General features: G+C 50.6%; 19 protein-coding genes. 14 read left to right on the top strand and 5 right to left on the bottom strand.

All coding sequences use genetic code 11. The features are described 5' to 3' along the window. Window positions 1–422: 422 nt before the first annotated feature. Both clpS and clpA read left to right on the top strand, forming a co-directional pair. Entirely contained in the window at window positions 423–818 is a 396-nt protein-coding gene (gene clpS / locus GILYN3_RS06745) for an ATP-dependent Clp protease adapter ClpS (RefSeq protein WP_049722127.1), read from the top strand. A gap of 128 nt (window positions 819–946) precedes the next feature. After that, window positions 947–3,214 (top strand): ATP-dependent Clp protease ATP-binding subunit ClpA, encoded by a 2,268-nt coding sequence (gene clpA / locus GILYN3_RS06740; RefSeq protein ID WP_049722126.1) that lies wholly within the window; start codon window positions 947–949, stop codon window positions 3,212–3,214. A gap of 255 nt (window positions 3,215–3,469) precedes the next feature. Here clpA and infA read toward each other — a convergent pair whose 3' ends face one another. From infA to trxB, 4 genes are all read right to left on the bottom strand, one after another. After that, window positions 3,470–3,688, bottom strand: a complete 219-nt coding sequence (infA, locus tag GILYN3_RS06735; RefSeq protein WP_049722125.1) for a translation initiation factor IF-1 — start codon at window positions 3,686–3,688, stop codon at window positions 3,470–3,472. 142 nt (window positions 3,689–3,830) lie between these two features. Beyond that, the gene (locus tag GILYN3_RS06730; RefSeq protein WP_049722124.1) at window positions 3,831–4,538 is read right to left on the bottom strand and encodes an arginyltransferase; all 708 of its coding nucleotides are present in this window, start codon (window positions 4,536–4,538) and stop codon (window positions 3,831–3,833) included. A gap of 47 nt (window positions 4,539–4,585) precedes the next feature. Next, on the bottom strand, window positions 4,586–5,365 hold the full coding sequence (gene aat, locus GILYN3_RS06725; RefSeq protein WP_084005155.1) for a leucyl/phenylalanyl-tRNA--protein transferase: 780 nt from the start codon (window positions 5,363–5,365) through the stop codon (window positions 4,586–4,588). Window positions 5,366–5,524: 159 nt separating this feature from the next. Further along, window positions 5,525–6,460 (bottom strand): thioredoxin-disulfide reductase, encoded by a 936-nt coding sequence (gene trxB / locus GILYN3_RS06720; protein ID WP_049722123.1) that lies wholly within the window; start codon window positions 6,458–6,460, stop codon window positions 5,525–5,527. A gap of 225 nt (window positions 6,461–6,685) precedes the next feature. Between trxB and GILYN3_RS06715 the strand changes: the two genes are divergently transcribed. The 9 genes from GILYN3_RS06715 to GILYN3_RS06675 all read left to right on the top strand — a co-directional run bounded on the left by GILYN3_RS06715 (window position 6,686) and on the right by GILYN3_RS06675 (window position 16,579). Beyond that, the gene (locus GILYN3_RS06715; protein ID WP_049722122.1) at window positions 6,686–9,028 is read left to right on the top strand and encodes a DNA translocase FtsK; all 2,343 of its coding nucleotides are present in this window, start codon (window positions 6,686–6,688) and stop codon (window positions 9,026–9,028) included. Window positions 9,029–9,048: 20 nt separating this feature from the next. Beyond that, window positions 9,049–9,690: an outer membrane lipoprotein chaperone LolA gene (lolA, locus tag GILYN3_RS06710; RefSeq protein ID WP_049722121.1), complete on the top strand. Its 642-nt coding sequence runs from the start codon at window positions 9,049–9,051 to the stop codon at window positions 9,688–9,690. A 4-nt stretch (window positions 9,691–9,694) separates the two neighbouring features. Further along, the gene (locus GILYN3_RS06705) at window positions 9,695–11,059 is read left to right on the top strand and encodes a replication-associated recombination protein A (protein WP_049722120.1); all 1,365 of its coding nucleotides are present in this window, start codon (window positions 9,695–9,697) and stop codon (window positions 11,057–11,059) included. A 2-nt stretch (window positions 11,060–11,061) separates the two neighbouring features. Further along, entirely contained in the window at window positions 11,062–11,439 is a 378-nt protein-coding gene (gene crcB, locus GILYN3_RS06700; protein WP_049722119.1) for a fluoride efflux transporter CrcB, read from the top strand. Window positions 11,440–11,504: 65 nt separating this feature from the next. Beyond that, window positions 11,505–12,791, top strand: coding sequence for a serine--tRNA ligase (gene serS, locus GILYN3_RS06695; protein ID WP_049722593.1), 1,287 nt, complete (start codon window positions 11,505–11,507; stop codon window positions 12,789–12,791). 3 nt (window positions 12,792–12,794) lie between these two features. Next, on the top strand, window positions 12,795–14,195 hold the full coding sequence (gene cysG, locus GILYN3_RS06690; RefSeq protein WP_049722118.1) for a siroheme synthase CysG: 1,401 nt from the start codon (window positions 12,795–12,797) through the stop codon (window positions 14,193–14,195). Between the two features lie 59 nt (window positions 14,196–14,254). Then, window positions 14,255–14,494: a hypothetical protein gene (locus GILYN3_RS06685; protein WP_049722117.1), complete on the top strand. Its 240-nt coding sequence runs from the start codon at window positions 14,255–14,257 to the stop codon at window positions 14,492–14,494. A gap of 87 nt (window positions 14,495–14,581) precedes the next feature. Next, window positions 14,582–15,931 carry a glutathione-disulfide reductase gene (gorA, locus tag GILYN3_RS06680; RefSeq protein ID WP_049722116.1) on the top strand — a complete coding sequence of 450 codons (1,350 nt, stop codon included), beginning with the start codon at window positions 14,582–14,584 and terminating at the stop codon, window positions 15,929–15,931. Window positions 15,932–16,132: 201 nt separating this feature from the next. Then, complete coding sequence (locus GILYN3_RS06675) at window positions 16,133–16,579, top strand: hypothetical protein (RefSeq protein ID WP_049722115.1); 447 nt, start codon at window positions 16,133–16,135, stop codon at window positions 16,577–16,579. A gap of 218 nt (window positions 16,580–16,797) precedes the next feature. Here GILYN3_RS06675 and gltA read toward each other — a convergent pair whose 3' ends face one another. Beyond that, window positions 16,798–18,072, bottom strand: a complete 1,275-nt coding sequence (gene gltA / locus GILYN3_RS06670; RefSeq protein ID WP_049722114.1) for a citrate synthase — start codon at window positions 18,070–18,072, stop codon at window positions 16,798–16,800. Window positions 18,073–18,911: 839 nt separating this feature from the next. On the opposite strand from gltA, the gene sdhC reads away from it, so the two are divergent. Genes sdhC through sdhA form a run of 3 tightly spaced genes read left to right on the top strand, consistent with a single transcriptional unit; the run spans window position 18,912 to window position 21,425 of the window. After that, window positions 18,912–19,286 carry a succinate dehydrogenase, cytochrome b556 subunit gene (gene sdhC / locus GILYN3_RS06665; RefSeq protein WP_049722113.1) on the top strand — a complete coding sequence of 125 codons (375 nt, stop codon included), beginning with the start codon at window positions 18,912–18,914 and terminating at the stop codon, window positions 19,284–19,286. Beyond that, window positions 19,280–19,648 (top strand): succinate dehydrogenase, hydrophobic membrane anchor protein, encoded by a 369-nt coding sequence (gene sdhD, locus GILYN3_RS06660; RefSeq protein ID WP_049722112.1) that lies wholly within the window; start codon window positions 19,280–19,282, stop codon window positions 19,646–19,648. The genes sdhC and sdhD overlap by 7 nt, the downstream gene beginning before the upstream one ends. A 4-nt stretch (window positions 19,649–19,652) precedes the next feature. Continuing rightward, complete coding sequence (gene sdhA, locus GILYN3_RS06655; protein ID WP_049722111.1) at window positions 19,653–21,425, top strand: succinate dehydrogenase flavoprotein subunit; 1,773 nt, start codon at window positions 19,653–19,655, stop codon at window positions 21,423–21,425. The last annotated feature ends 7 nt before the right edge of the window (window positions 21,426–21,432 follow it).

Genomic DNA, 21,432 nt, shown 5'->3' with positions numbered 1-21,432 from the left:
TTTATTATTTACGGTTATGGTTTTTATGGTTCCGGTAAGTGTGCAGGTGCGAATATATAGCCCGACCTGATTGTTGTATTGCTAACAAGCTCAGAGTTGTATTTGGAGTAGGGGGCTTTGAGTATTTTTTGCAAATATAATGCATCCATGCAGGGCTCGAGCGCCGTAGTATTAATTAACGGGGTTTGCTTGATGCCACCACCCCAAGGTGCGCCAGTTAATTTATAAGTATTGCTGGCGAAATATTGAACAGTAGTGCACTTTTTAGCCGACCATATCGACCTTGTCAAGTATGGTGACCGGCAAACCCTTGCCGGTTCGCCGTCAGTGTTGTGGTGCAGCCGATGAGGTACAATGGGATATTGGCGCTTCAATTTTGTGATGCGCATGAATAAAGACAATATTTACGGTCAAAAGCATCTATGACTACGGGAAAATTCGACAACATTCGACTAACATTAAATCAATTGCAGTGTCATAACGCTGGCGATGATTACGATGATAACTACGACGAAGGACTAGCCTTGCAAGAGGCGCCTCCCAAGTTGAAAAAACCATCGCGTTATAAAGTTATTATGCTTAACGATGATTATACTCCGATGGAGTTTGTCGTTGAGGTGCTTGAGGTGTTTTTTGGCATGAATCGTGAAGCGGCAACCCAAGTGATGCTGACCGTTCATACCGAAGGTAAGGCAACCTGCGGAGTTTATACTCGCGATATTGCCGAGACCAAAGCGGCTCAAGTAAACCAGTTTGCCAAAGATAATGAGCACCCCCTTATTTGTGAGATAGAGGCGAGTGAAGGGGATGATGAGTAATCCTTGTCATGAGCAAAAGTAATATTAACTAAATGCACGCTTGTACTCATCCGTGTATTTAGTGCCTGGAGTTTAGCGTAAATGGAGTTAACTCCTGATTGTAGGCTCCTGATTGAGAGGTACTAGTGATGCTGAGTAAAGATCTTGAAGTCACCCTGAATATGGCCTTTAAAGGTGCTCGTAGTAAGCGTCATGAATTTATGACCGTAGAGCACTTGTTACTGGCGCTCATCGACAACGAGTCGGCGGCCATGGTATTGCGCGCTTGTGGTGCCGATTTAGTAGTATTGCGTCGTGAATTAATAGAGTTTGTCGACTCAACGACTCCGTTATTGCCTGAAAACGACCAAGACCGCGAAACACAGCCGACCTTAGGGTTTCAGCGAGTGTTACAGCGGGCCGTGTTTCATGTGCAGTCCTCTGGCAAGCAAGAGGTGACGGGTGCCAATGTTTTAGTGGCAATTTTTAGCGAGCAAGAAAGCCAGGCGGTTTACTATTTAAAGCAACAGAGTATTGCGCGCATTGATGTGGTCAACTACATCACCCACGGCATTCAAAAAGTAGCCGGTCACGAGCACGGCGATGACTCTTCCCACGATCAAGCCGATGATGACGTTTTGGGGGTGGAGCAACAGCCCGCGAGTCCGCTAGAGAATTTCACCACCAATCTAAATGAGGAGGCGCGCCTAGGGCGCATCGATCCTTTAATTGGTCGTGCGCTAGAGCTTGAGCGTGTGGCACAAATCTTATCGCGCCGCCGTAAAAACAATCCGCTATTGGTGGGTGAGTCAGGCGTGGGTAAAACCGCTATTGCCGAAGGTCTAGCGCGCCGTATTGTCGATGGCGAGGTGCCGGATGCCTTGGCCGAGAGTGTGGTTTACTCGCTGGATATGGGGGCATTACTTGCCGGCACTAAATATCGTGGCGACTTTGAAAAGCGTTTTAAGGGGTTACTTGCCGATCTAAAAAAACAAGAGCATTCAATTTTATTTATTGATGAAATTCACACCATTATTGGTGCCGGCGCCGCATCTGGCGGGGTTATGGATGCCTCTAATTTGCTTAAACCGTTGCTTAGCTCGGGGCAGTTGCGCTGCATGGGCTCGACCACCTATCAAGAGTACCGTGGTATTTTTGAAAAAGATCGCGCGCTTTCGCGGCGCTTCCAAAAGGTCGATGTTAACGAGCCGAGTGTTGACGAAACCTACCAAATTCTTAAAGGGCTTAAAAAGAGCTTTGAAGAGCATCACGGATTACGTTATACCGATCCCGCGTTACGAGCGGCAGCTGAGTTAGCCGAGCGCTATATTAACGATCGTTTTTTACCCGATAAGGCAATCGATGTTATCGACGAGGCCGGTGCTTATCAGCAACTACAGCCACCCAGCAAGCGTAAAAAAACGGTGGGGGTGGGCGATGTTGAAGCGGTGGTTGCTAAAATTGCACGGATTCCGCCCAAAAGTGTTTCATCGTCAGACCTTGAGCAGCTACGCAAGCTTGACGACAACCTGAAAATGACGGTGTTTGGTCAAGATGAGGCGATTGAGACCTTGTCGACCGCGATCAAGTTAGCGCGCGCGGGTTTGCGTTCGGGTGATAAGCCTATCGGTTCGTTCTTGTTTGCTGGCCCCACTGGGGTGGGTAAAACCGAGGTCAGCCGCCAGTTGGCGCTGTGCTTAGGGGTCGAGCTGATTCGTTTTGATATGTCTGAATACATGGAGCGGCACACAGTGTCGCGTTTGATCGGGGCTCCACCCGGTTACGTGGGCTTTGATCAGGGCGGTTTGCTAACGGATGCGGTAACCAAATCGCCTCACAGTGTTGTCTTGCTTGATGAGATTGAAAAAGCTCATCCAGATGTATTTAATTTATTATTGCAGGTGATGGATCACGGTACGCTAACTGACAACAATGGCCGTAAGGCCGACTTCCGCAATGTCATTTTTATTATGACGACCAATGCCGGTGCCGAAGATGTCAGCCGCGCCTCAATTGGCTTTACTAAGCAAGATCATTCTAGCGACGGCAAAGAGGCGATTAAGAAAATGTTTACGCCCGAGTTTAGAAACCGCTTAGATGCCACGGTTCAGTTTGGGGCTTTATCGCTGGATGTTATTGAGACTGTGGTCGATAAATTTTTAACCGAGTTGCAATCGCAATTAGATGATAAAAAAGTAACCCTAGATGTAACCGGTGCTGCACGTAAATGGCTGGCCGAGCACGGTTACGATGAAAAAATGGGGGCACGACCCATGGCTCGCTTAATTCAAGAAAAAGTGAAAAAGCCTCTGGCCGAGGCGGTATTGTTTGGCGAGTTAGCCGGCGGCGGTAAAGTGCATGTTGCTGTTACCGATAGTGGCGAAGAGCTGGCACTGGAGTTTGATGCGGCACCTTAAGTTTAGTCGCGGCTAGAATGCTGCGGCTGTTAACTAAACCATAAAAAATCTCGGCTTGCCGGGATTTTTTATGGTTGGAGAAAAACCAAAATTGCCCCGCAGTGGCCATATACGCAGCACTAAAGTAGCTAACGCTGCCGCTCGTTACAGTGTAAGGGCAGCGAGCTTTTGTTGATGTGGGTATTTCGTTAAAACGACAAAACCCCGCCTAGGCGGGGTTTTGTGTGTGCCGGTTGAGCAGTGGCGCAGCGTAACTTAGCGCGCGCGGTAGGTGATGCGACCCTTGCTTAGATCGTAAGGAGTCATCTCTACCTTAACTTTGTCGCCGGTCAGAATCCGGATGTAGTTTTTTCGCATTTTTCCAGAGATGTGCGCCGTTACCACGTGACCATTTTCCAGCTTTACGCGAAAAGTGGTATTAGGCAGGGTATCAATCACTTCACCTTCAAATTCTATGTTGTCTTCTTTTGCCATTCGGCAGATTCCTCAATGTGGTCTCATTAATCACGGGCACGAAAAGGCGGCAATTGTGCCTGAAATCCACGCGTTAGCCAAGAGTCGGGATGAATTTTTAGCTAAAAGAGGCTAGATACGTCAAATTTGCAGGGTGTCAGAGCTATTTAAGCTGTACCCAACACTTATTTGTCAGTATTTGCAGTGGTCGATACTGAGTTTTGTAAGCCATTTTCCGGCACTCACGAATCCAGTAGCCTAAATAAACATACGCAAGGCCCATGCGTTTTGCCTGCTCGATTTGCACTAAAATAGCAAATACCCCGAGGCTGCGAGGTGTCATTTCGGGGTCAAAGAAAGTATAAACCGCTGATAGTCCCGTTTGCAGTTGGTCGCAGACGGCGACGCCGACCAGCGCGCCTTGACTGCGATATTCAATAAATCGGGTGACCCCCCACTCACGACTTAAAAAAGCGTTGTATTGCTCTCGGGTCGGCGGGAACATATCGCCATCTCGGTGACGAGTGTTGATGTAGTGTTCGTACAGAGCGTAATGTTCGTCGCTGCTAATGTCGTCGATAAAGCAAATGTCGAGATCTTGATTGCGTTTAGCACAACGGCGCTGACTACGGTTGGGCCGAAATTGATTAACCGGAATACGGCATGACATACAGGCTTGGCAGTTAACGCAGTGCGGGCGGTATAAATGTCCGCCGCTGCGGCGAAACCCCAGTTCGGATAATTCACTGTAAAGCTCCGCGTCTACCTCGGCCTCGGGATCAATAAACACCGTGGTCGCTTCTTCTCCCTTAATGTAACTGCAGGGGTGGGGGGCGGTGGCAAATAATTTCAAACTTGATAAATCACTCATGTGGCCCCCCTAATGTGCCATGGATTCAAAGATGAAGTGTGTCGTGCTTAAGCCTTGTTAGCGATCGTGTTATTTACTCTAGAGGAAATGGCGCTGTTTGTCTGCCCCAGAGAACTTCTGGGTATCTCCAGTAGGCTAGTGTTAGGCGGCCAGTAGGATGCGCCACTAGGGTCAGTCAGTTGCTGCAAGCGTTTGGCAAATGCATTACGGGGCAGTTCAAAAGCGCCAAGGCTGTTGATATGGGCGCTGCTCACCTGACAATCAATTAGCTCAAAGCCCCATGCTTGCAGATAACTTGCCAGAGTAATAAACCCAATCTTGGATGCATCGGTTGCGCGGGCAAACATTGATTCGCCAAAAAACACTCGCCCTAAAGCTAATCCATACAGGCCGCCCACCAATAATTCACCATTCCAAACCTCGATCGAATGCGCTACGCCGCGCTCGTGCAGCTGGCTATAGGCCTCAAGCATATCGTCGGTAATCCAAGTGCCGGCTGCTTGTGCGCGCGGTGCGGCGCACTGGCGTACGACTTGCTCAAAGGCGGTATCACAAGTGACGTGAAACTGGGTTTTGCGCAGCGCCTTAGCCATCGAGCGCGAAACATGCACATTGGCCGGTTCGACGACCGAGCGTGGGTTAGGGCTCCACCACAAAATCGGTTGCTCGTCATCAAACCAAGGGAACACTCCCTGGCAATAGGCGTGGATTAGACGCTCAGGGCGTAAATCGCCGCCCACCGCCAGCAAGCCGTCGGGGTCGGTCAGCGCCGTATCGAGCGGCGGAAAATCGAGTGTATCTGGCTCAAGCCAAGGTAATTGAATCATGCTGGCATTTAAGCATAAAAATATACGGGCGTGGTATTAGAGGCGGGTTAGAAGTGTTTATGTTTGGTTTTTTAGTGCTTGGCAGGGGGGAGATAAGTGACTGTTAAAATATGATGTAAAGCGACGAAACTTCCGCCGCTTTACATTTAGTTTTAGCGATTAATCATCCAAAAACTTTTCCGCATCTAGCGCGGCCATACAGCCAAAGCCTGCCGAGGTGATGGCTTGGCGGTAGATGTGGTCGGACACGTCGCCGGCGGCAAATACACCCGCCACGCTGGTGGCGGTGGCGTTGCCGTCTAGACCGCTGTTAATTTTGATGTAACCATCTTTCATGTCCAGCTGGCCGTCGAATATACCGGTATTGGGTTTGTGGCCAATAGCGATAAACACGCCGGATACGTCTAAATCTTGCGAGCTTTCATCGCTGGTGCTGTTAAGCCTTACGCCTGTTACACCCGAGTCGTCGCCTAACACTTCGTCTAGGGTGTGGTTCCACAAAATTTTAACGTTGTCTTTGGCAAACAATTTATCTTGTAAGATTTTCTCTGAGCGCAATTTGTCACGGCGATGCACCAAGGTCACTTCGCTACAGATGTTCGATAAATACAGCGCTTCTTCAACCGCAGTATTGCCGCCGCCGATAACCGCGACTTTCTGATCGCGATAAAAGAACCCGTCACAGGTGGCGCAAGCACTGACGCCTTTACCCATAAACGCTTCCTCTGAGGGCAACCCGAGGTACTGCGCCGAGGCGCCAGTGGCAATAATCAAGGCGTCGCAGGTGTAGGTTTGGGTGCCTTTAAGGGTAAACGGACGTTTGCTTAGGTCGGTTTCATCGATGTGATCGAAGATAATTTCGGTGTCAAAGCGCTCGGCGTGTTGTTGCATTTGCACCATTAAGTCTGGGCCTTGCAAGTCGGCAACGCCACCGGGCCAGTTTTCTACGTCGGTGGTGGTGGTTAGCTGACCACCTTGTTGCATACCGGTAATAATAACTGGCTTAAGATTGGCACGGGCCGCGTAAATGGCAGCGGTGTAACCGGCGGGGCCGGAGCCGAGGATGATTAAGCGGTGGTGCTGGGGTTGGCTCATGTGCAGAGGTCCTTGTTAAAAAGTTCAGCGTCAATAATAGGTCAATCAATCAATGCGGGCAAAATTGTACTCTTCAATACCTTAGATTGGTAAAATTAATCAGCTTAATGGATGATATAGCCGAGATTTGCCAACATCGCGAACTAGAAGGCCCTAACTATGCATTACAATAGCGGGCTATTGTGTCGTAGTAAGACGTTTTTGTAAGAGTCTATAGGTACCTGTTTGAGTAAAAAAAGTACTAATAAAGCACCAGTTTCTCGCCCTGAGGCGTCAAAGCTAATACTAACTATTGTGCGCGAAGGGGCGTTGATTGGCTTAGTGGCCGTCTGCGTATTTGTGCTGCTAACGCTATTTACCTACGATGCTGGCGATCCGGGTTGGTCGCGCACGGGAGATAACACGCGAGTCGGTAACGCTGGTGGCCCTGCTGGTGCTTGGTTGGCCGATGTTTGTTTCTCTTTGTTTGGCTATTTGGCGTTTTTGTTCCCGCTTATGCTGGGTTATCGAGCTTGGCTAATCTTTCGTGACCGCGCTCATCCAGCGACGTTTGATCCTGTCTTACTGGGGCTTCGTACCATTGGTTTGGTGTTAGTGATGGTGGCTGGCTCTGGGCTTGCGGTGCTGCGTGTGGGCGGGAGAGAAGGCGCATTACCGTTTTACGATGGCGGTATTTTAGGTCTTGCGGTGGCTGATTCTGTGGCCGGTGCTTTTAGCCATACGGGCGGCACTTTGTTGTTGTTTGCAGTGTTTTTATTCGGGTTAACAATTTTTACCGATTTGTCTTGGTTAAAATTAATGGACGATATTGGTCGCTGGACGCTGCAGTTGTCGCGCAAAATCGGCGAGGGTTGGGTCGATTGGCGCAGCCGTCGCACGGCCAAGCGTGAGATTAAAGTACAGCAACATCAGCGTCGCGAGGTGATAGCAACGCGGAAAAAAGAAGAAGCGAAGCGCGTGCCGCCTACCATTACTGAGCCGGTGAAGAAAAAACCGGTCGAAAGCGCACGGGTGCAAAAAGAGCGACAGGCATCACTGTTTGATAAAGACGCACCCGTGGTGGGAGAGTTGCCACCTATTAGCTTGCTTGACCCTGCCGATGTACGCAGTGACAAAGGTTTTTCTAAAGAGTCTTTGGAGGCGATGTCGAAACTATTGGAGCTTAAGCTTAAAGACTTTGGCATCACAATTGAGGTGGTCTCGGTACAGCCGGGCCCGGTGGTTACTCGGTTTGAAATTCAGCCAGCACCTGGCGTTAAAGCGAGTCGTATCACTAATTTGGCAAAAGATTTAGCCCGTTCGTTGGCGGTTATCAGTGTACGGGTGGTCGAGGTGATACCCGGTCGCTCGGTGATGGGTATCGAGATTCCTAACGAGCACCGTGAGATTGTGCGCTTAAGTGAGGTTATCGCCTCTGAATTATACGAGAAATCCCGCTCCCGCTTAACCATGGCGCTGGGGCACGATATCGCCGGCGATCCGGTGATTGCCGATTTGGCCAAGATGCCGCACTTGTTGGTGGCGGGCACCACGGGCTCGGGTAAGTCTGTCGGGGTCAACGTGATGCTGCTATCACTGCTGTACAAATCATCCCCCAAAGATGTACGACTGATTTTGGTGGACCCTAAAATGTTGGAGTTGTCGGTGTACGAAGGCATCCCGCATTTGTTGACCCCGGTTATCACCGATATGAATGATGCCTCTAACGGCTTACGTTGGTGTGTCGGCGAGATGGAGCGGCGCTATAAGTTAATGGCCGCGATGGGTGTGCGTAATTTGGCGGGCTTTAACCGTAAAATTGAAGATGCGCAAAAAGCCGGTACGCCGATTCTTGACCCGCTGTTTGTACCTGCCGATCACTTTGAAGCCGGTAGCGCTGAAGCAACGGCCCCCGAGCTTGAAACCTTGCCGGCGATTGTTGTCGTGATTGACGAATTTGCCGACATGATGATGATTGTCGGGAAAAAAGTGGAACAATTGATTGCTCGTATTGCTCAAAAGGCACGGGCGGCCGGTATTCATTTGATCTTGGCCACCCAGCGTCCCTCGGTAGATGTGATTACCGGCCTAATTAAAGCCAACGTACCGACTCGGATGGCATTTCAGGTGTCCTCTAAAATTGATTCGCGCACGATTCTGGATCAAGGCGGTGCCGAGCAGTTATTAGGGCATGGCGATATGCTGTATTTACCACCGGGTACCAGTGTGCCGGTACGAGTGCACGGCGCTTTTGTCGATGATCACGAAGTACATAAAGTGGTGGCTGATTGGAAGCGTCGCGGCGAACCTAATTATTTAGAGGAGATCGTTGACGAAAGCACCAATAATATTCCTGTGCCAGGTTTGTCGGGCGGCGATGAAGGCGGCGATGACGAGAGTGATGCTCTTTATGATGAGGCCGTGGCGTTTGTATTAGATTCGCGCAAAGCGTCTATTTCATCGGTGCAGCGCAAGCTGCGTATTGGTTACAACCGTGCCGCTCGCCTGATAGAGACAATGGAAGCGGCGGGCGTAGTGTCGGGCCCCGGTCACAATGGTAGCCGCGAAGTACTGGCCCCTAAATCTTAAAATATTGCTCGGGAGAGTTCATGTTAAAACAATTATTAAGGGTCGTATCGGTTGGCTTACTGACTGTACTTTTTAGTGCGGTCAGTAGCGCTGCCGGGCCGGACAACAGTGCCAACGCGCTGCGTGATACTTTGGCGGCCACTACCAGCTTAAGTGGACAGTTTGAGCAAACCCTGCGCGATGCCGAGGGCGAAACGATTGAGGCCAGCTCTGGCAGTTTTGTATTGCAGCGTCCTGGGCGCTTTTTTTGGCATACCCAAAAGCCTTTTGAGCAGCAGTTAATTAGCGATGGCAGTACTATTTGGCTGTACGATCCAGACCTATTACAGGTTACCGTACGGCCGGTAGATGACAGCCTTAAGGCAACACCGGCGGCGTTGTTGAGTGAGAGTGCCGAATCGTTAACGGAAGCGTTTAGAATTACCCGCAGCGTGGGTCAGCAAGGGCTCGAAGTGTTTGGCTTAGCGCCGATCAACGAGGATGGTTTGTTTGCGCGTTTAGAGCTGGAGTTTGACGGTCAGCAATTGCAACGCATTATCGTACACGACAGCCTAGGGCAAACCACAGAATTTGCTTTAATCGATACCGTGCGCAACCAGCCAGTCGATGCTGCGCAGTTTTCGTTTAATGCCCCCGAGGGCGTTGATGTGTTGATTGACTAACGTCATGAGCGATTTGTTTACCTCCGAACCGACCTACCAGCCTCTAGCGGCTCGAATGCGACCGCGAGCGTTGGCTGATTACATCGGCCAAACGCATATTTTAGGTGCGGGTAAACCGCTGCGGGAAGCGGTGGATAAAGGCCAGCTGCACTCGATGATTTTATGGGGGCCGCCGGGCGTGGGTAAAACCTCGTTGGCAAGGCTATTTGCCGAGCGTGCCGATGCCCGGTTTGAAACCCTATCGGCCGTTTTGGCCGGTGTTAAAGATATTCGTGCGGTGGTGCAAATAGCGCAACAAGAACGTGCCGGCCGCGGTCGCAAAACCATCTTGTTTGTCGATGAAGTGCACCGTTTTAACAAATCGCAGCAAGATGCTTTTTTACCCTACGTAGAGGACGGCACCTTTATTTTTATTGGTGCCACCACCGAAAACCCCTCGTTTGAGTTGAATAACGCACTCTTATCCCGCTGCCGCGTGTATGTGCTGCGCTCACTTGAGCTGGCCGACACCGAAATGATTATTCGCCAAGCGCTGGAAAATACCGAGCTGGGCTTGGGGGATATGTCATTGCGGTTAGACGAGCCAGCGTTGACATTGATGGCAGGCGCGGCCGATGGCGATGCGCGCAAAGCCCTTAATTTATTAGAGTTAGCTGCCGATTTGGCCCGCGATGAGGACGCCGAGCGGGTGATCGATGAGAGCGTATTGGCTGAAGTGTTGGGCGGCAACGTCCGCCGTTTTGATAAAGGCGGCGACCTGTTTTACGAGCAGATATCGGCGATGCATAAATCGGTGCGCGGCTCATCACCCGATGGTGCGCTTTACTGGTTGGCACGAATGCTCGACGGTGGTTGCGATCCGCTCTATATAGCACGCCGAGTAGTGCGTATGGCCAGTGAGGATATTGGCAATGCCGATCCGCGCGCGCTCCCTTTGGCGCTTGCGGCGTGGGACACACAAGAGCGCTTGGGCAGCCCCGAAGGCGAGCTGGCGATCGCGCAGGCGATCACCTATTTGGCCGCAGCGCCCAAAAGTAATGCCGTGTATACTGCGTTTAACCAAGTCATGCGAGATGTACGCAGTAGCCCGGGCTACGAGGTGCCGATGCACCTGCGCAATGCCCCGACTAAATTGATGAAGAGCATGGATTTTGGTGCCGAGTACCGCTACGCACACGACGAGCCAGGCGCCTACGCGGCCGGTGAGAATTACTTGCCCCGTGAAATCGCCGATCGGCAATATTACCAGCCAGTGGCACGTGGTTTAGAGCTTAAAATACGAGAAAAAATGCAGCACCTGCGCGAGCAAGATGCCGCCAGCACGTATCGTCGCTACCGCGATGATCCACCCCAGACGGACGAGGATTAACCATGCAGTGGCTCTTTGTCGCCACCGGCGGGGCGCTTGGCGCTATGTTGCGCTTTTACATCACCGCCCACTTATACCCGGTGACGGGCAATCGTTTTCCTCTGGGAACCTTGGTTGTCAATGTTCTGGGTTGTTTCTTGGTGGCGCTGCTTTATATCGTTATTGTCGAAAAAACTATGCTGCCAGCGTATTGGCGCCATTTGCTTATTACCGGTTTTTTAGGTGCGCTGACGACATTCTCGACTTTCTCGCTCGATGCACTTATTTTGTGGCAGAACGGTGTACCGGTTATTGCTACGCTTTACGTGTTGGCTAATGTTGTCCTGTGTTTGTTAGCCGTGACCGCCTCGTGGTATTTGGTCAACTTTGTGTTATCTTAACGTCCCAAAAATCAGGTGCTGCCAAGCACTATGGTATTACTCAACCGACCTTAAAAGTTATTACTATGTTAGATCCAAAACTGATTCGCTCTAATCTCGACGACGTGGCCCATGCACTGAAAAAGCGTGGCTTTACTTTGGATGTCAGCCTTTTGCAAAGCTTAGAAGAAGAGCGCAAAGCAATTCAAGTGAAAACTGAAAACCTCCAGTCTGAGCGCAACAGTCGATCAAAGAACATTGGTAAAGCTAAAGCCGCGGGTGAAGATATTGCACCGCTGTTGGCGGCGGTCGATCAGCTTAAACATGACTTGTCTGAAGCTGAGATTCAGTTAAACGATGTGCAAAATAAGCTGGATGATTACTTGTCCGGTGTACCCAACTTACCGGCCGCTGAAGTTCCAGAGGGACTAAGCGAGGACGATAACGTTGAAGTACGCCGTTGGGGTACGCCTCGCGAGTTTGACTTTGAGGTAAAAGATCACGTCGATTTAGGCGCAGATATTGACGGCTTAGACTTTGAAACAGCCAGTAAAATTACCGGCTCGCGTTTTGCTGTAATGCGTGGCGGGGTTGCCCGTATGCACCGAGCTTTAGTGCAGTTAATGCTCGATACACACGTTGCCGAGCACGGTTATGAAGAGGTTAATGTTCCGTTTATTGTCAATGCCGAATCTTTATACGGAACCGGCCAGTTGCCTAAATTTGCCGATGATTTATTTAAGCTTGATGATGAGCGCGAGTTTTATTTGATTCCCACCGCCGAGGTGCCGGTGACTAATTTATTGCGCGACACGCTGCTGGATAAAGATACTGCGCTACCGATTAAATTTGTCGCTCACACGCCGTGTTTTAGGTCTGAGGCGGGCAGTCATGGCCGCGATACCCGCGGCATGATTCGGCAACATCAGTTTGAAAAAGTCGAGCTGGTACAGTTTGTTCGTCCAGAAGAATCCGATGCCGCACTCGAAGCCATCACCGGCCATGCCGAAGTTATTTTGCAAAAACTGGGCCTGCCGTATCGCACAGTGATTTTGTGTGGTGGCGATGTCGGATTTTCGGCGGCTAAAACCTACGATATCGAAGTATGGGTACCGTCGCAGGGTAAGTACCGCGAAATTTCATCTTGCTCTAGTTTTCGCGATTTCCAAGCTCGCCGCTTAAAGGCGCGCTATCGCGATCCAGAAACTGGCAAGCCGGCATTGCTGCACACGCTTAACGGCTCAGGCTTGGCGATTGGCCGAACTTTGTTAGCGGTTATGGAAAATTACCAGCAAGCGGATGGCAGTGTGTTGGTCCCCGAGGTTCTGCAAGCTTACATGGGTGGCGTAAAGCGTATTGGCGCTGAGGGCTAAGCAATGCAATATTTCCCGCTTTTTATGCAGCTGCGCAACCAGCGCGTGCTGTTGGTCGGAGGGGGAGATATTGCAACCCGCAAGGCGCGTCTGCTAAGTAAAGCCGGCGCGCACTTAGTCGTTGTGGCTCCAGCTATAGAGTCCGAGCTAGAAGCTATCGTTGTTGCTACGGGTGGTGAGATGCATCGCCGCGAGTATCAACATGATGATATAAACGGCGTTGTGTTGGTGGTGGCGGCCACGGATATTGCCGCTGTTAACAAGCAAGTCTCTATCGATGCGCAAGCGCGTCACCTGCCTGTCAATGTGGTAGATAGCCCTGCGCTGTGCACGGTTATTACCCCTGCTATTGTCGATCGATCGCCGCTCGTCATTGCCATATCCAGTGGCGGCGAGGCTCCGGTACTGGCGCGTATGGTTCGGGCCAAATTAGAAACATTAATTCCCGCCAGTTATGGCCGCTTGGCGGCTCTTGCCAGTCGTTTTCGTGAGCGTGTAAAACAAACCTTTAGCAGTGCTGATGAGCGCCGCCGCTTTTGGGAAGATACCTTACAAGGGCCCGCGGCCGAGTTGATTTTTAGCGGCCGTGACGCCGATGCCGAACAGCTATTGCAAGCGCGTCTGAGCGCGAGTGCTAACGATACTTGCCAAGGTGAAGTGTATTTGGTGGGCGGTGGCCCAGGTGATCCGGAGCTACTCACTCTTAAAGCTTTACGACTTATGCAGCAGGCCGAGGTGGTGCTCTACGACCGTCTAGTTTCCCCGGAAGTCATGGAGCTGGTGCGCCGCGATGCCGAGCGTATTTATGTGGGGAAACGGCGGAGCGAGCATGCTGTTGAGCAAACCGCGATTAATCAGATGTTGGTTAACTTAGCGCGCGAAGGCAAACGGGTGTTGCGTTTAAAAGGCGGTGATCCGTTTATTTTTGGTCGCGGCGGAGAAGAAATCGAATTGTTGGCCGAAAACAACATTCCTTTTCAGGTGGTGCCGGGCATCACCGCCGCATCCGGTTGTGCCGCCTATGCTGGCATTCCGTTAACTCATCGTGACTACGCTCAATCTGTGCGTTTTGTGACGGGGCATTTAAAAACCAATAACGCTAACTTAAGCTGGCCTGAGCTGGCTCGGGTGGATCAGACATTAGTGATTTACATGGGCTTGATTGAGCTTGAGGCGATATGTGCAGGCTTAATTCAACACGGGCGATTACCCACAACGCCGGTGGCGCTGATCGAAAAGGGCACCACTCGTGAGCAGCGGGTGATAGTCAGCGATTTAGCGAACATTGCTAGGCGCGTGGTCGCTGAGTCTGTGAGTGCTCCGACTTTACTGATTATTGGCGAGGTCGTGAAATTACATCGTCAGCTCAGTTGGTTCGCTCCTGACGCTCCCGTCATTGATTAAAGTTTAGCCATTTTTGGCCGATGCCTCAGTATATTGATACTTTTTTGTGAGGATGCTCCATGGTGTACCTAGGCCCCATTACTCGCCTGACACCGATTATTAAATCGAAGCCGGCGACCGGTTATGAACCAGATAGAGATATTATGGTGAGTAAGCAATTGCCCGAGCACTTGCCGCCTGCGCTTGAGCGTCGCCGCAGCGATCGGCGTAACAAACGCGGTGATACTATACTGGATACGCGTACTGGCCGCGATCGTCGCCGCCCTCGGCCGCGCGCTAAGATCGATATTGAAGTTTAACCTTTCACCTTCCCCCGCAATTAAGTCTTCGATGCTAAACTGAGCGCTGTGTCATTATTAATGTCTGCCTTTTAGTTGGAGAAATCTATGCAACATTTTGATTTGCTAGTGATCGGTGCCGGCTCGGGCGGCGTCCGCGCTAGCCGAATCGCGGCCAATCTTGGCGCGAAAGTCGCCGTAGCCGAAGAGCGTTACCTTGGAGGAACTTGCGTTAACGTGGGTTGTGTCCCTAAAAAGTTATTTGTGTACGCATCACATTTTAGCGACTTGTACTCGCAAGCGCGTGGTTTTGGCTGGTCGGTAGCTAATCCCCAGTTAAGCTGGGCGACATTACGCGAGAGCAAAGATCGTGAGATTGAGCGCCTGAATGGCGTATATGCCAATTTGCTGGATAACGCTGGTGTCACCCTACTTGAGGGGCATGCTCGATTGTTGGGTGATAAGCGTGTAATGGTGGGCGCTGAGGAGGTCTCAGCCGATCGTATTATTATTGCCGTAGGTGGTTGGCCTTTTGTGCCAGAGTTTCCTGGGCGCGAGCATGTAATTGATTCTAATGACGTTTTCTTCCTAGATGAGCTGCCGGATGAAATTGTGATTGTCGGTGGGGGTTATATTGCTGCTGAGTTTGCCGGTATTTTTAATGGGTTGGGGGTGAAAACGCACCTAGTGTACCGTGGCGATTTATTTTTACGCGGTTTCGATGACGATATTCGCCTGTTTATGGCCGAGCAAATGCGCGCCAAAGGTATTCATGTACACTTTAATGCCGATGTAACCTCAATCGATCTTGATGACGCCGGTATTCGTAACGTCACTTTGAATAATGCCGAGGTGCTTACCGCTGGGCAGGTGATGTATGCCACTGGGCGTCGACCACTGCTGGATAACTTGGGGCTAGAGGCGACTAAGGTTAGTCTCACCGCAAAAGGCACGATTGAGGTTGATGATGATTTTGCAACTCGTGAGCCTGGGGTGTACGCCATTGGTGATGTCGTGGGACGCGCCGAACTAACGCCTGTGGCGCTAGCCGAAGGTATGGCGCTGGCACGTAATCTGTTTGGCGAGGCGGGACAGTCGGTTAATTACGATTTGATTCCAACGGCGGTGTTTACTCAGCCCAATATCGGTACAGTCGGACTTGGCGAGGCGGCTGCACGCGAGCGCTTTGGTGAAATCGCGGTGTACCAGTCGAGCTTTAAACCTATGCAGTTGTCGTTAACTGACAGCAATGAGCGTTGCTTAATAAAAGTCATTGTCGATGTTGCCAGTGACAAAGTATTAGGTTGTCATATGGTTGGCCCTGAGGCGGGTGAAATTATTCAAGGCTTGGCTGTGGCGATGACCGCCGGTGCGACTAAAGCCGATTTTGATCGGACTATTGGGGTGCACCCGACGCTGGCAGAGGAGTTTGTAACTTTGCGCGAAGCGGTGCGCTAGTCGCATCGGTATTGCCTAGTTTAAGTGAGTACTTGTGTCTTGGTTCGCTTATTTGGAGTTGCGAGATAGGGCGGCAGTTGCGATACTTTGCTTGTTTTTGAAAGGCTAAGCCGGTGTTGTGGGTAGCTTGTTGTGCTTGAAGATTCTGGTGCCAAGCTGCCAATAGCTTGCGCCAACAATATGACTCAAAGGAGATCAATAATGTCAGTGTTACGTTCAAAAAAAATCTTGGGTGGATTGGGTGTAGTATTGTTGTTGGGGGCCGTACAGGCAGAGGCTCGCGACAGTAAAGCAATGCGTCCGGTGAGTGATGTGCTGGAGCGTTACGAGTCTAAGTTGGACAGTGACGTTGCTTTATATTTTGGTAAGCAATCCTACCCAGCTGTAGCCAAAAAATTGGGCGAATTTCCCACCAATAAAAAAACCAATGGTTTTAATAAGTCTGACAGCGAAGCATGTGAGTGGGTAATGTTGTCGGCCTTGTTGTCGTTGCAAGAGCGTGCAGTGCGCGAAGGTGGTGATGCGGTGGTTAATATTCGCAGTTACTACAAGAAAAATGAAGTCAGCAGCGAAACAGAATATGAGTGCCATAACGGCGCGTTTGTGGCTGGTGTTGCCTTAATTGGTGAAGTAGTTAAGCTTAAGTAATATTTTGGTAAGTTAAAAAGCGCTGCTCTTGCAGCGTTTTTTATGCCCGTTTGTCTCTCAGAAAACACCTAAAGTTATCGCCTGTCTAAGTATTGAAGTCTTCGCGGTTTTAAGAGGGTTTGCTTATGTTGTTGTGACTGAGAGGCGAGCTGCTATTTAAATGATTTTTAAAATTCTTTAGCAAAAAAGGCCCCGCAGGGCCTTTTTTTACTTGGCGATTATGCTGGATAATCGCGCTGGGTGTAGCCTGTGTATAGCTGTCGTGGGCGGCCAATTTTGTACGGTTCACTGACCATTTCATCCCAGTGAGCGTACCAGCCAACGGCGCGGCCGGTGGCAAAAATAACGGTAAACATTTCGGGTGGAATACCAATGGCTTTCATAATGATGCCAGAGTAAAAATCGACGTTGGGGTAGAGTTTTTTCTTAATGAAGTACTCGTCCTCTAAGGCAATTTTCTCTAGCTTTTTAGCCATAGCCAATAATGGATCGTTTTCTAATCCGAGCTCGGCTAATACTTCGTCACAAGTTTGTTTCATCACTTTGGCGCGCGGGTCAAAGTTTTTGTAAACGCGATGACCAAAGCCCATTAAGCGGAATGGATCGGCTTTATCTTTGGCTTTTTCGACGTAGGTGTCTATGTTGTCGACACTGCCGATCTCTTCTAGCATTGCCAGCACCGCTTCGTTGGCGCCGCCGTGAGCGGGCCCCCACAGGGTTGAAATGCCAGCGGCAATCGCTGCGAATGGGTTGGTGCCCGATGAGCCGGATAGGCGCACGGTGGACGTCGAGGCGTTCTGTTCGTGATCGGCATGCAGTAAGAAGATGCGATCCATAGCCTTAGCCAATACTGGATTCACTTTGCTTTCGCCAGTTTTACCAAAGGTCATGTTGAGGTAGTTTTCGGCATACTCGAGGGCTGCATTAGGAGCAACAAAATCCTCGCCTTGTAAATGCTTGTAGGTCATCGCTGCCAGTGTCGGCATCTGGCCAATTAAGCGGTAGGCTGTGATGTCGCGATCATTGTCATTGGTGATGTCGATTTCGCTGTGATAAACCGCTGCCAGTGCCGCTACCGCGCTGCACAATACCGCCATCGGGTGGGCATCTTTGGCAAACGTTTGAATCAGGTTGGCAACCGATGGGGCAACTTCGGAGTGATCTTTAACGGCCTGCACAAAAGTTTTTTTCTGCTCGGCGTTAGGAAGTTCACCTTTTAATAATAAGTAGCTGGTTTCTAAAAAGTCGGAGTGCTCTGCGAGTTGATCGATGGGGTAACCACGATGCAGTAAAACCCCTTTGCCGCCATCAATAAAGGTAATTTTTGATTCGCAGGCGGCAGTGGACATAAAGCCCGGATCATAAGTGAAATAACCGTTTTTTGTCAGGCTGGTGACATCAATGACGTCTGGGCCAACGGCGCTGGCATATATAGGCAGCTCTACGTCTGCAGCCAGGCCCTCGACCATTAAACGTGCTGTTTTGTCAGTCATTACGGACTCCTGTAGTTACTTGACGAGTTTGATCGCACTGTGGCGGTCAAACCGGTAAATTACGTGAACGCGACCGCTTGGCTCCGGCCCGATAAGGCGCTAGGAGTGGGTTTGTGCGTTAATACATGGGTTGTGAGGGCGAGTCGGCAATGCCATTAGGCAAGCTGTAGGTCGCGCTCAGCAGGTGGTGTTGCTGCGGCTCTTTAATGAGCTCTCTATCTTTGCCGGGCCAACATCAATCGTGGGCTCGTCGTGGCTCTAGTATGTTAAGCATATCTAACAGAGTAATCTGTAAAGGCAACACATCTCCTTGGCTGGGTGAGTCAACGCCCCGTCATCAGGAGGCCGCATTATAGAGGAGAATTTGCGCTTAGGCATAGCTTTCGGGCCTAAACCCCGTGTTTTTTTGTTGATTACTTTGCTTGGTCGTTAACTCTTTATGGGTAAATATGGCCTCTTTTGTGTTGGAGAAGCGTTATTGTCTGGTTGGGGGTTATAACTTTTTGAGCCTAACTGGGGTTAAGGTCGGTGGTTGGGTTTGTTTGCGGTGGGGTTGGCTGTGTGTCTCGACAGCTTGTATTTACATCGTGTGCAAGGTTGATTGTGTCGGGATGTGCTTGGAAAAACAGTAAAAAACCCTTTTTTTGCATCCGCTTTTTGTTTGTGTTTCGCGGGTTGAATCCTTATAATACGCCGCGACTTGCAGGATGTGACTGGGGTCATCTATGGTGCATAATTGTGGCACATGTTAGATGTTATCCGCTCTATTCATGGGCGATAGACCCAGACGCTGATTCTTACAAACCGGCCCCACAAGGGCAAAAAGGTGATTAGCTACCGTGAACAACAATAGACCTGTCAATCTCGATTTATCGACGATTAAATTCCCGATAACAGCCATTGTCTCCATCTTACATCGTGCATCAGGCGTTTTTATCTTTGCCGGCGTTGCTGTGTTGCTGTGGATGCTGGATTCTAGTTTAAGCTCAGAAGAAGGTTTTGCCGCAGTTCAAGATGCGCTGGCAAGTCCTATCTGCAAATTCATTATCTGGGCCGTATTGGCCGGCCTCGCTTACCACTTGGCGGCAGGTGTTCGACACTTAATTATGGATTGCGGTGTCGGTGAGAGCCTTGAAGGAGGCCGCTTGGGCGCTAAGTTGATGTTGGTGTGTGCGGTGATTCTGATGCTTTTGGCGGGGGTTTGGGTATGGTAACGGCAATTACAAATTTGGGGCGTAGCGGTCTATATGACTGGTTAATACAGCGCCTTAGTGCGGTCGCCATGACCGCGTATGTTATTTTTCTAGTCGCATATTTGGTGATCAACCCCGAATTGGACTTTGGTCAGTGGCGCGCTCTGTTTGATCAGTTGTGGATGCGCGTTTTTAGCTTGATCACGCTGTTGTCTATTGTGGCACATGCGTGGGTCGGCCTGTGGGCCGTTCTGACTGACTACATTACTAACCAGACGTTGGGTGGCAAAGCCACTGTGGTGCGCGTATTTGTTCAGGTTGTCCTGGGCATTGTTGCGATTACCTATACCGTCTGGGGTATCCAAATCATCTGGGGGCTTTAAATAGATGGCTAATATGCGCACGATTTCTTTTGATGGCATTGTTATTGGCGGCGGCGGCGCGGGTATGCGCGCGGCGTTACAGCTTGCACAGTCCGGCTACAAAACAGCAGTAATTACTAAGGTATTTCCAACTCGCTCGCATACAGTGTCGGCACAGGGCGGTATTACCTGCGCCATTGCTAGTGATGATCCGCAGGATGATTGGCGCTGGCATATGTACGATACCGTTAAAGGCTCCGATTATATCGGCGATCAAGACGCTATCGAATATATGTGTTCTGTCGGCCCCGAAGCGGTGTACGAGCTTGAGCATATGGGTTTGCCGTTTTCACGTACCGAAGAGGGCCGCATTTATCAGCGTCCGTTTGGCGGCCAGTCAAAAGACTTTGGTCGTGGTGGTCAGGCCGCGCGTACTTGTGCGGCGGCAGACCGTACTGGCCATGCGCTGCTACACACCTTGTACCAAGGTAATATTAAGCATGATACCGTCTTTTTAAACGAGTGGTTTGCGGTCGATCTGGTGAAAAACCAAGATGGCGTGGTGGTGGGTGTTATCGCCATTAATATGGAAGATGGTGAGACGGTTTTTGTTAAGTCTAAAGCGACCGTGTTGGCTACCGGTGGTGCAGGGCGTATTTTTGCCTCTACTACTAATGCCCATATCAATACCGGTGACGGTATCGGCATGGCGTTGCGCGCGGGCTTCCCGGTGCAAGATATCGAAATGTGGCAGTTTCACCCAACCGGTATTGCCGGTGCAGGGGTGTTGGTCACTGAGGGGTGTCGCGGTGAAGGCGGCTACCTTATCAACAAAGATGGCGAACGCTTTATGGAGCGTTACGCGCCCAACGCCAAAGATTTGGCAGGCCGTGATGTTGTGGCCCGCTCGATGGTGTTGGAAATCCTAGAAGGGCGTGGTTGTGGCGAGAACGGCGATCACGTTTTGCTTAAGCTAGATCATTTAGGTGAAGAAACCCTAAACGCTAAACTGCCAGGCATCTTAGAGTTGTCGCGCACCTTCGCGCACGCCGATCCGGTCAAAGTGCCGATTCCGGTGGTGCCAACTTGTCACTATATGATGGGTGGTATTCCTACCAATATCAGTGGTCAAGCTTTGTGCCAGGATGCCGATGGTAATGACCAAGTGATTGATGGGTTGTACGCCTGTGGCGAAGTGGCTTGCGTATCGGTGCACGGTGCCAACCGTTTGGGCGGTAACTCGCTGCTTGATTTGGTGGTGTTTGGTCGCGCATCGGGACAATACATTGAGCAAGCATTGCGTGCGGGCATAGAGCACAGTGATCCCACCGAGGCCGATCTTGAAGCGGCTATGTCGCGCTTAAACCGTCTTAACACCTCTACCGGTGGTGAGTCGGCCGCGGTGCTGCGTGCCGAGCTGCAAAGTGTTATGCAGAATCACTTTGGGGTGTTCCGTCGTGGCGATATGATGGCGGAAGGTATTAAAAAGCTTGCCGATTTGCGCGAGCGGATTGCCAATGTGGCGCTCGACGATAAGAGTAATGCATTCAACACGGCGCGGATCGAAGCGCTGGAGCTGCAAAACTTGCTTGAAGTGGCCGAGGCGACAGCGATTGCTGCCGACGTACGGAAAGAATCTCGTGGTGCACACGCCCGCGATGACTTTACCACCCGCGACGACGACAACTGGTTGTGTCACTCGATGTATTTCCCTGGTGAAAAACGCGTGGGCAAGCGTGATGTAAACTTCACGCCTAAGACCATGGCTAAGTTTGAACCAAAAATTCGCACCTATTAAGGGGTCG

Origin of the sequence: Gilvimarinus polysaccharolyticus, assembly GCF_001187555.1 — a bacterium.
Classification (GTDB): domain Bacteria; phylum Pseudomonadota; class Gammaproteobacteria; order Pseudomonadales; family Cellvibrionaceae; genus Gilvimarinus; species Gilvimarinus polysaccharolyticus.
This window is presented reverse-complemented; position numbering and strand designations above follow the sequence as displayed.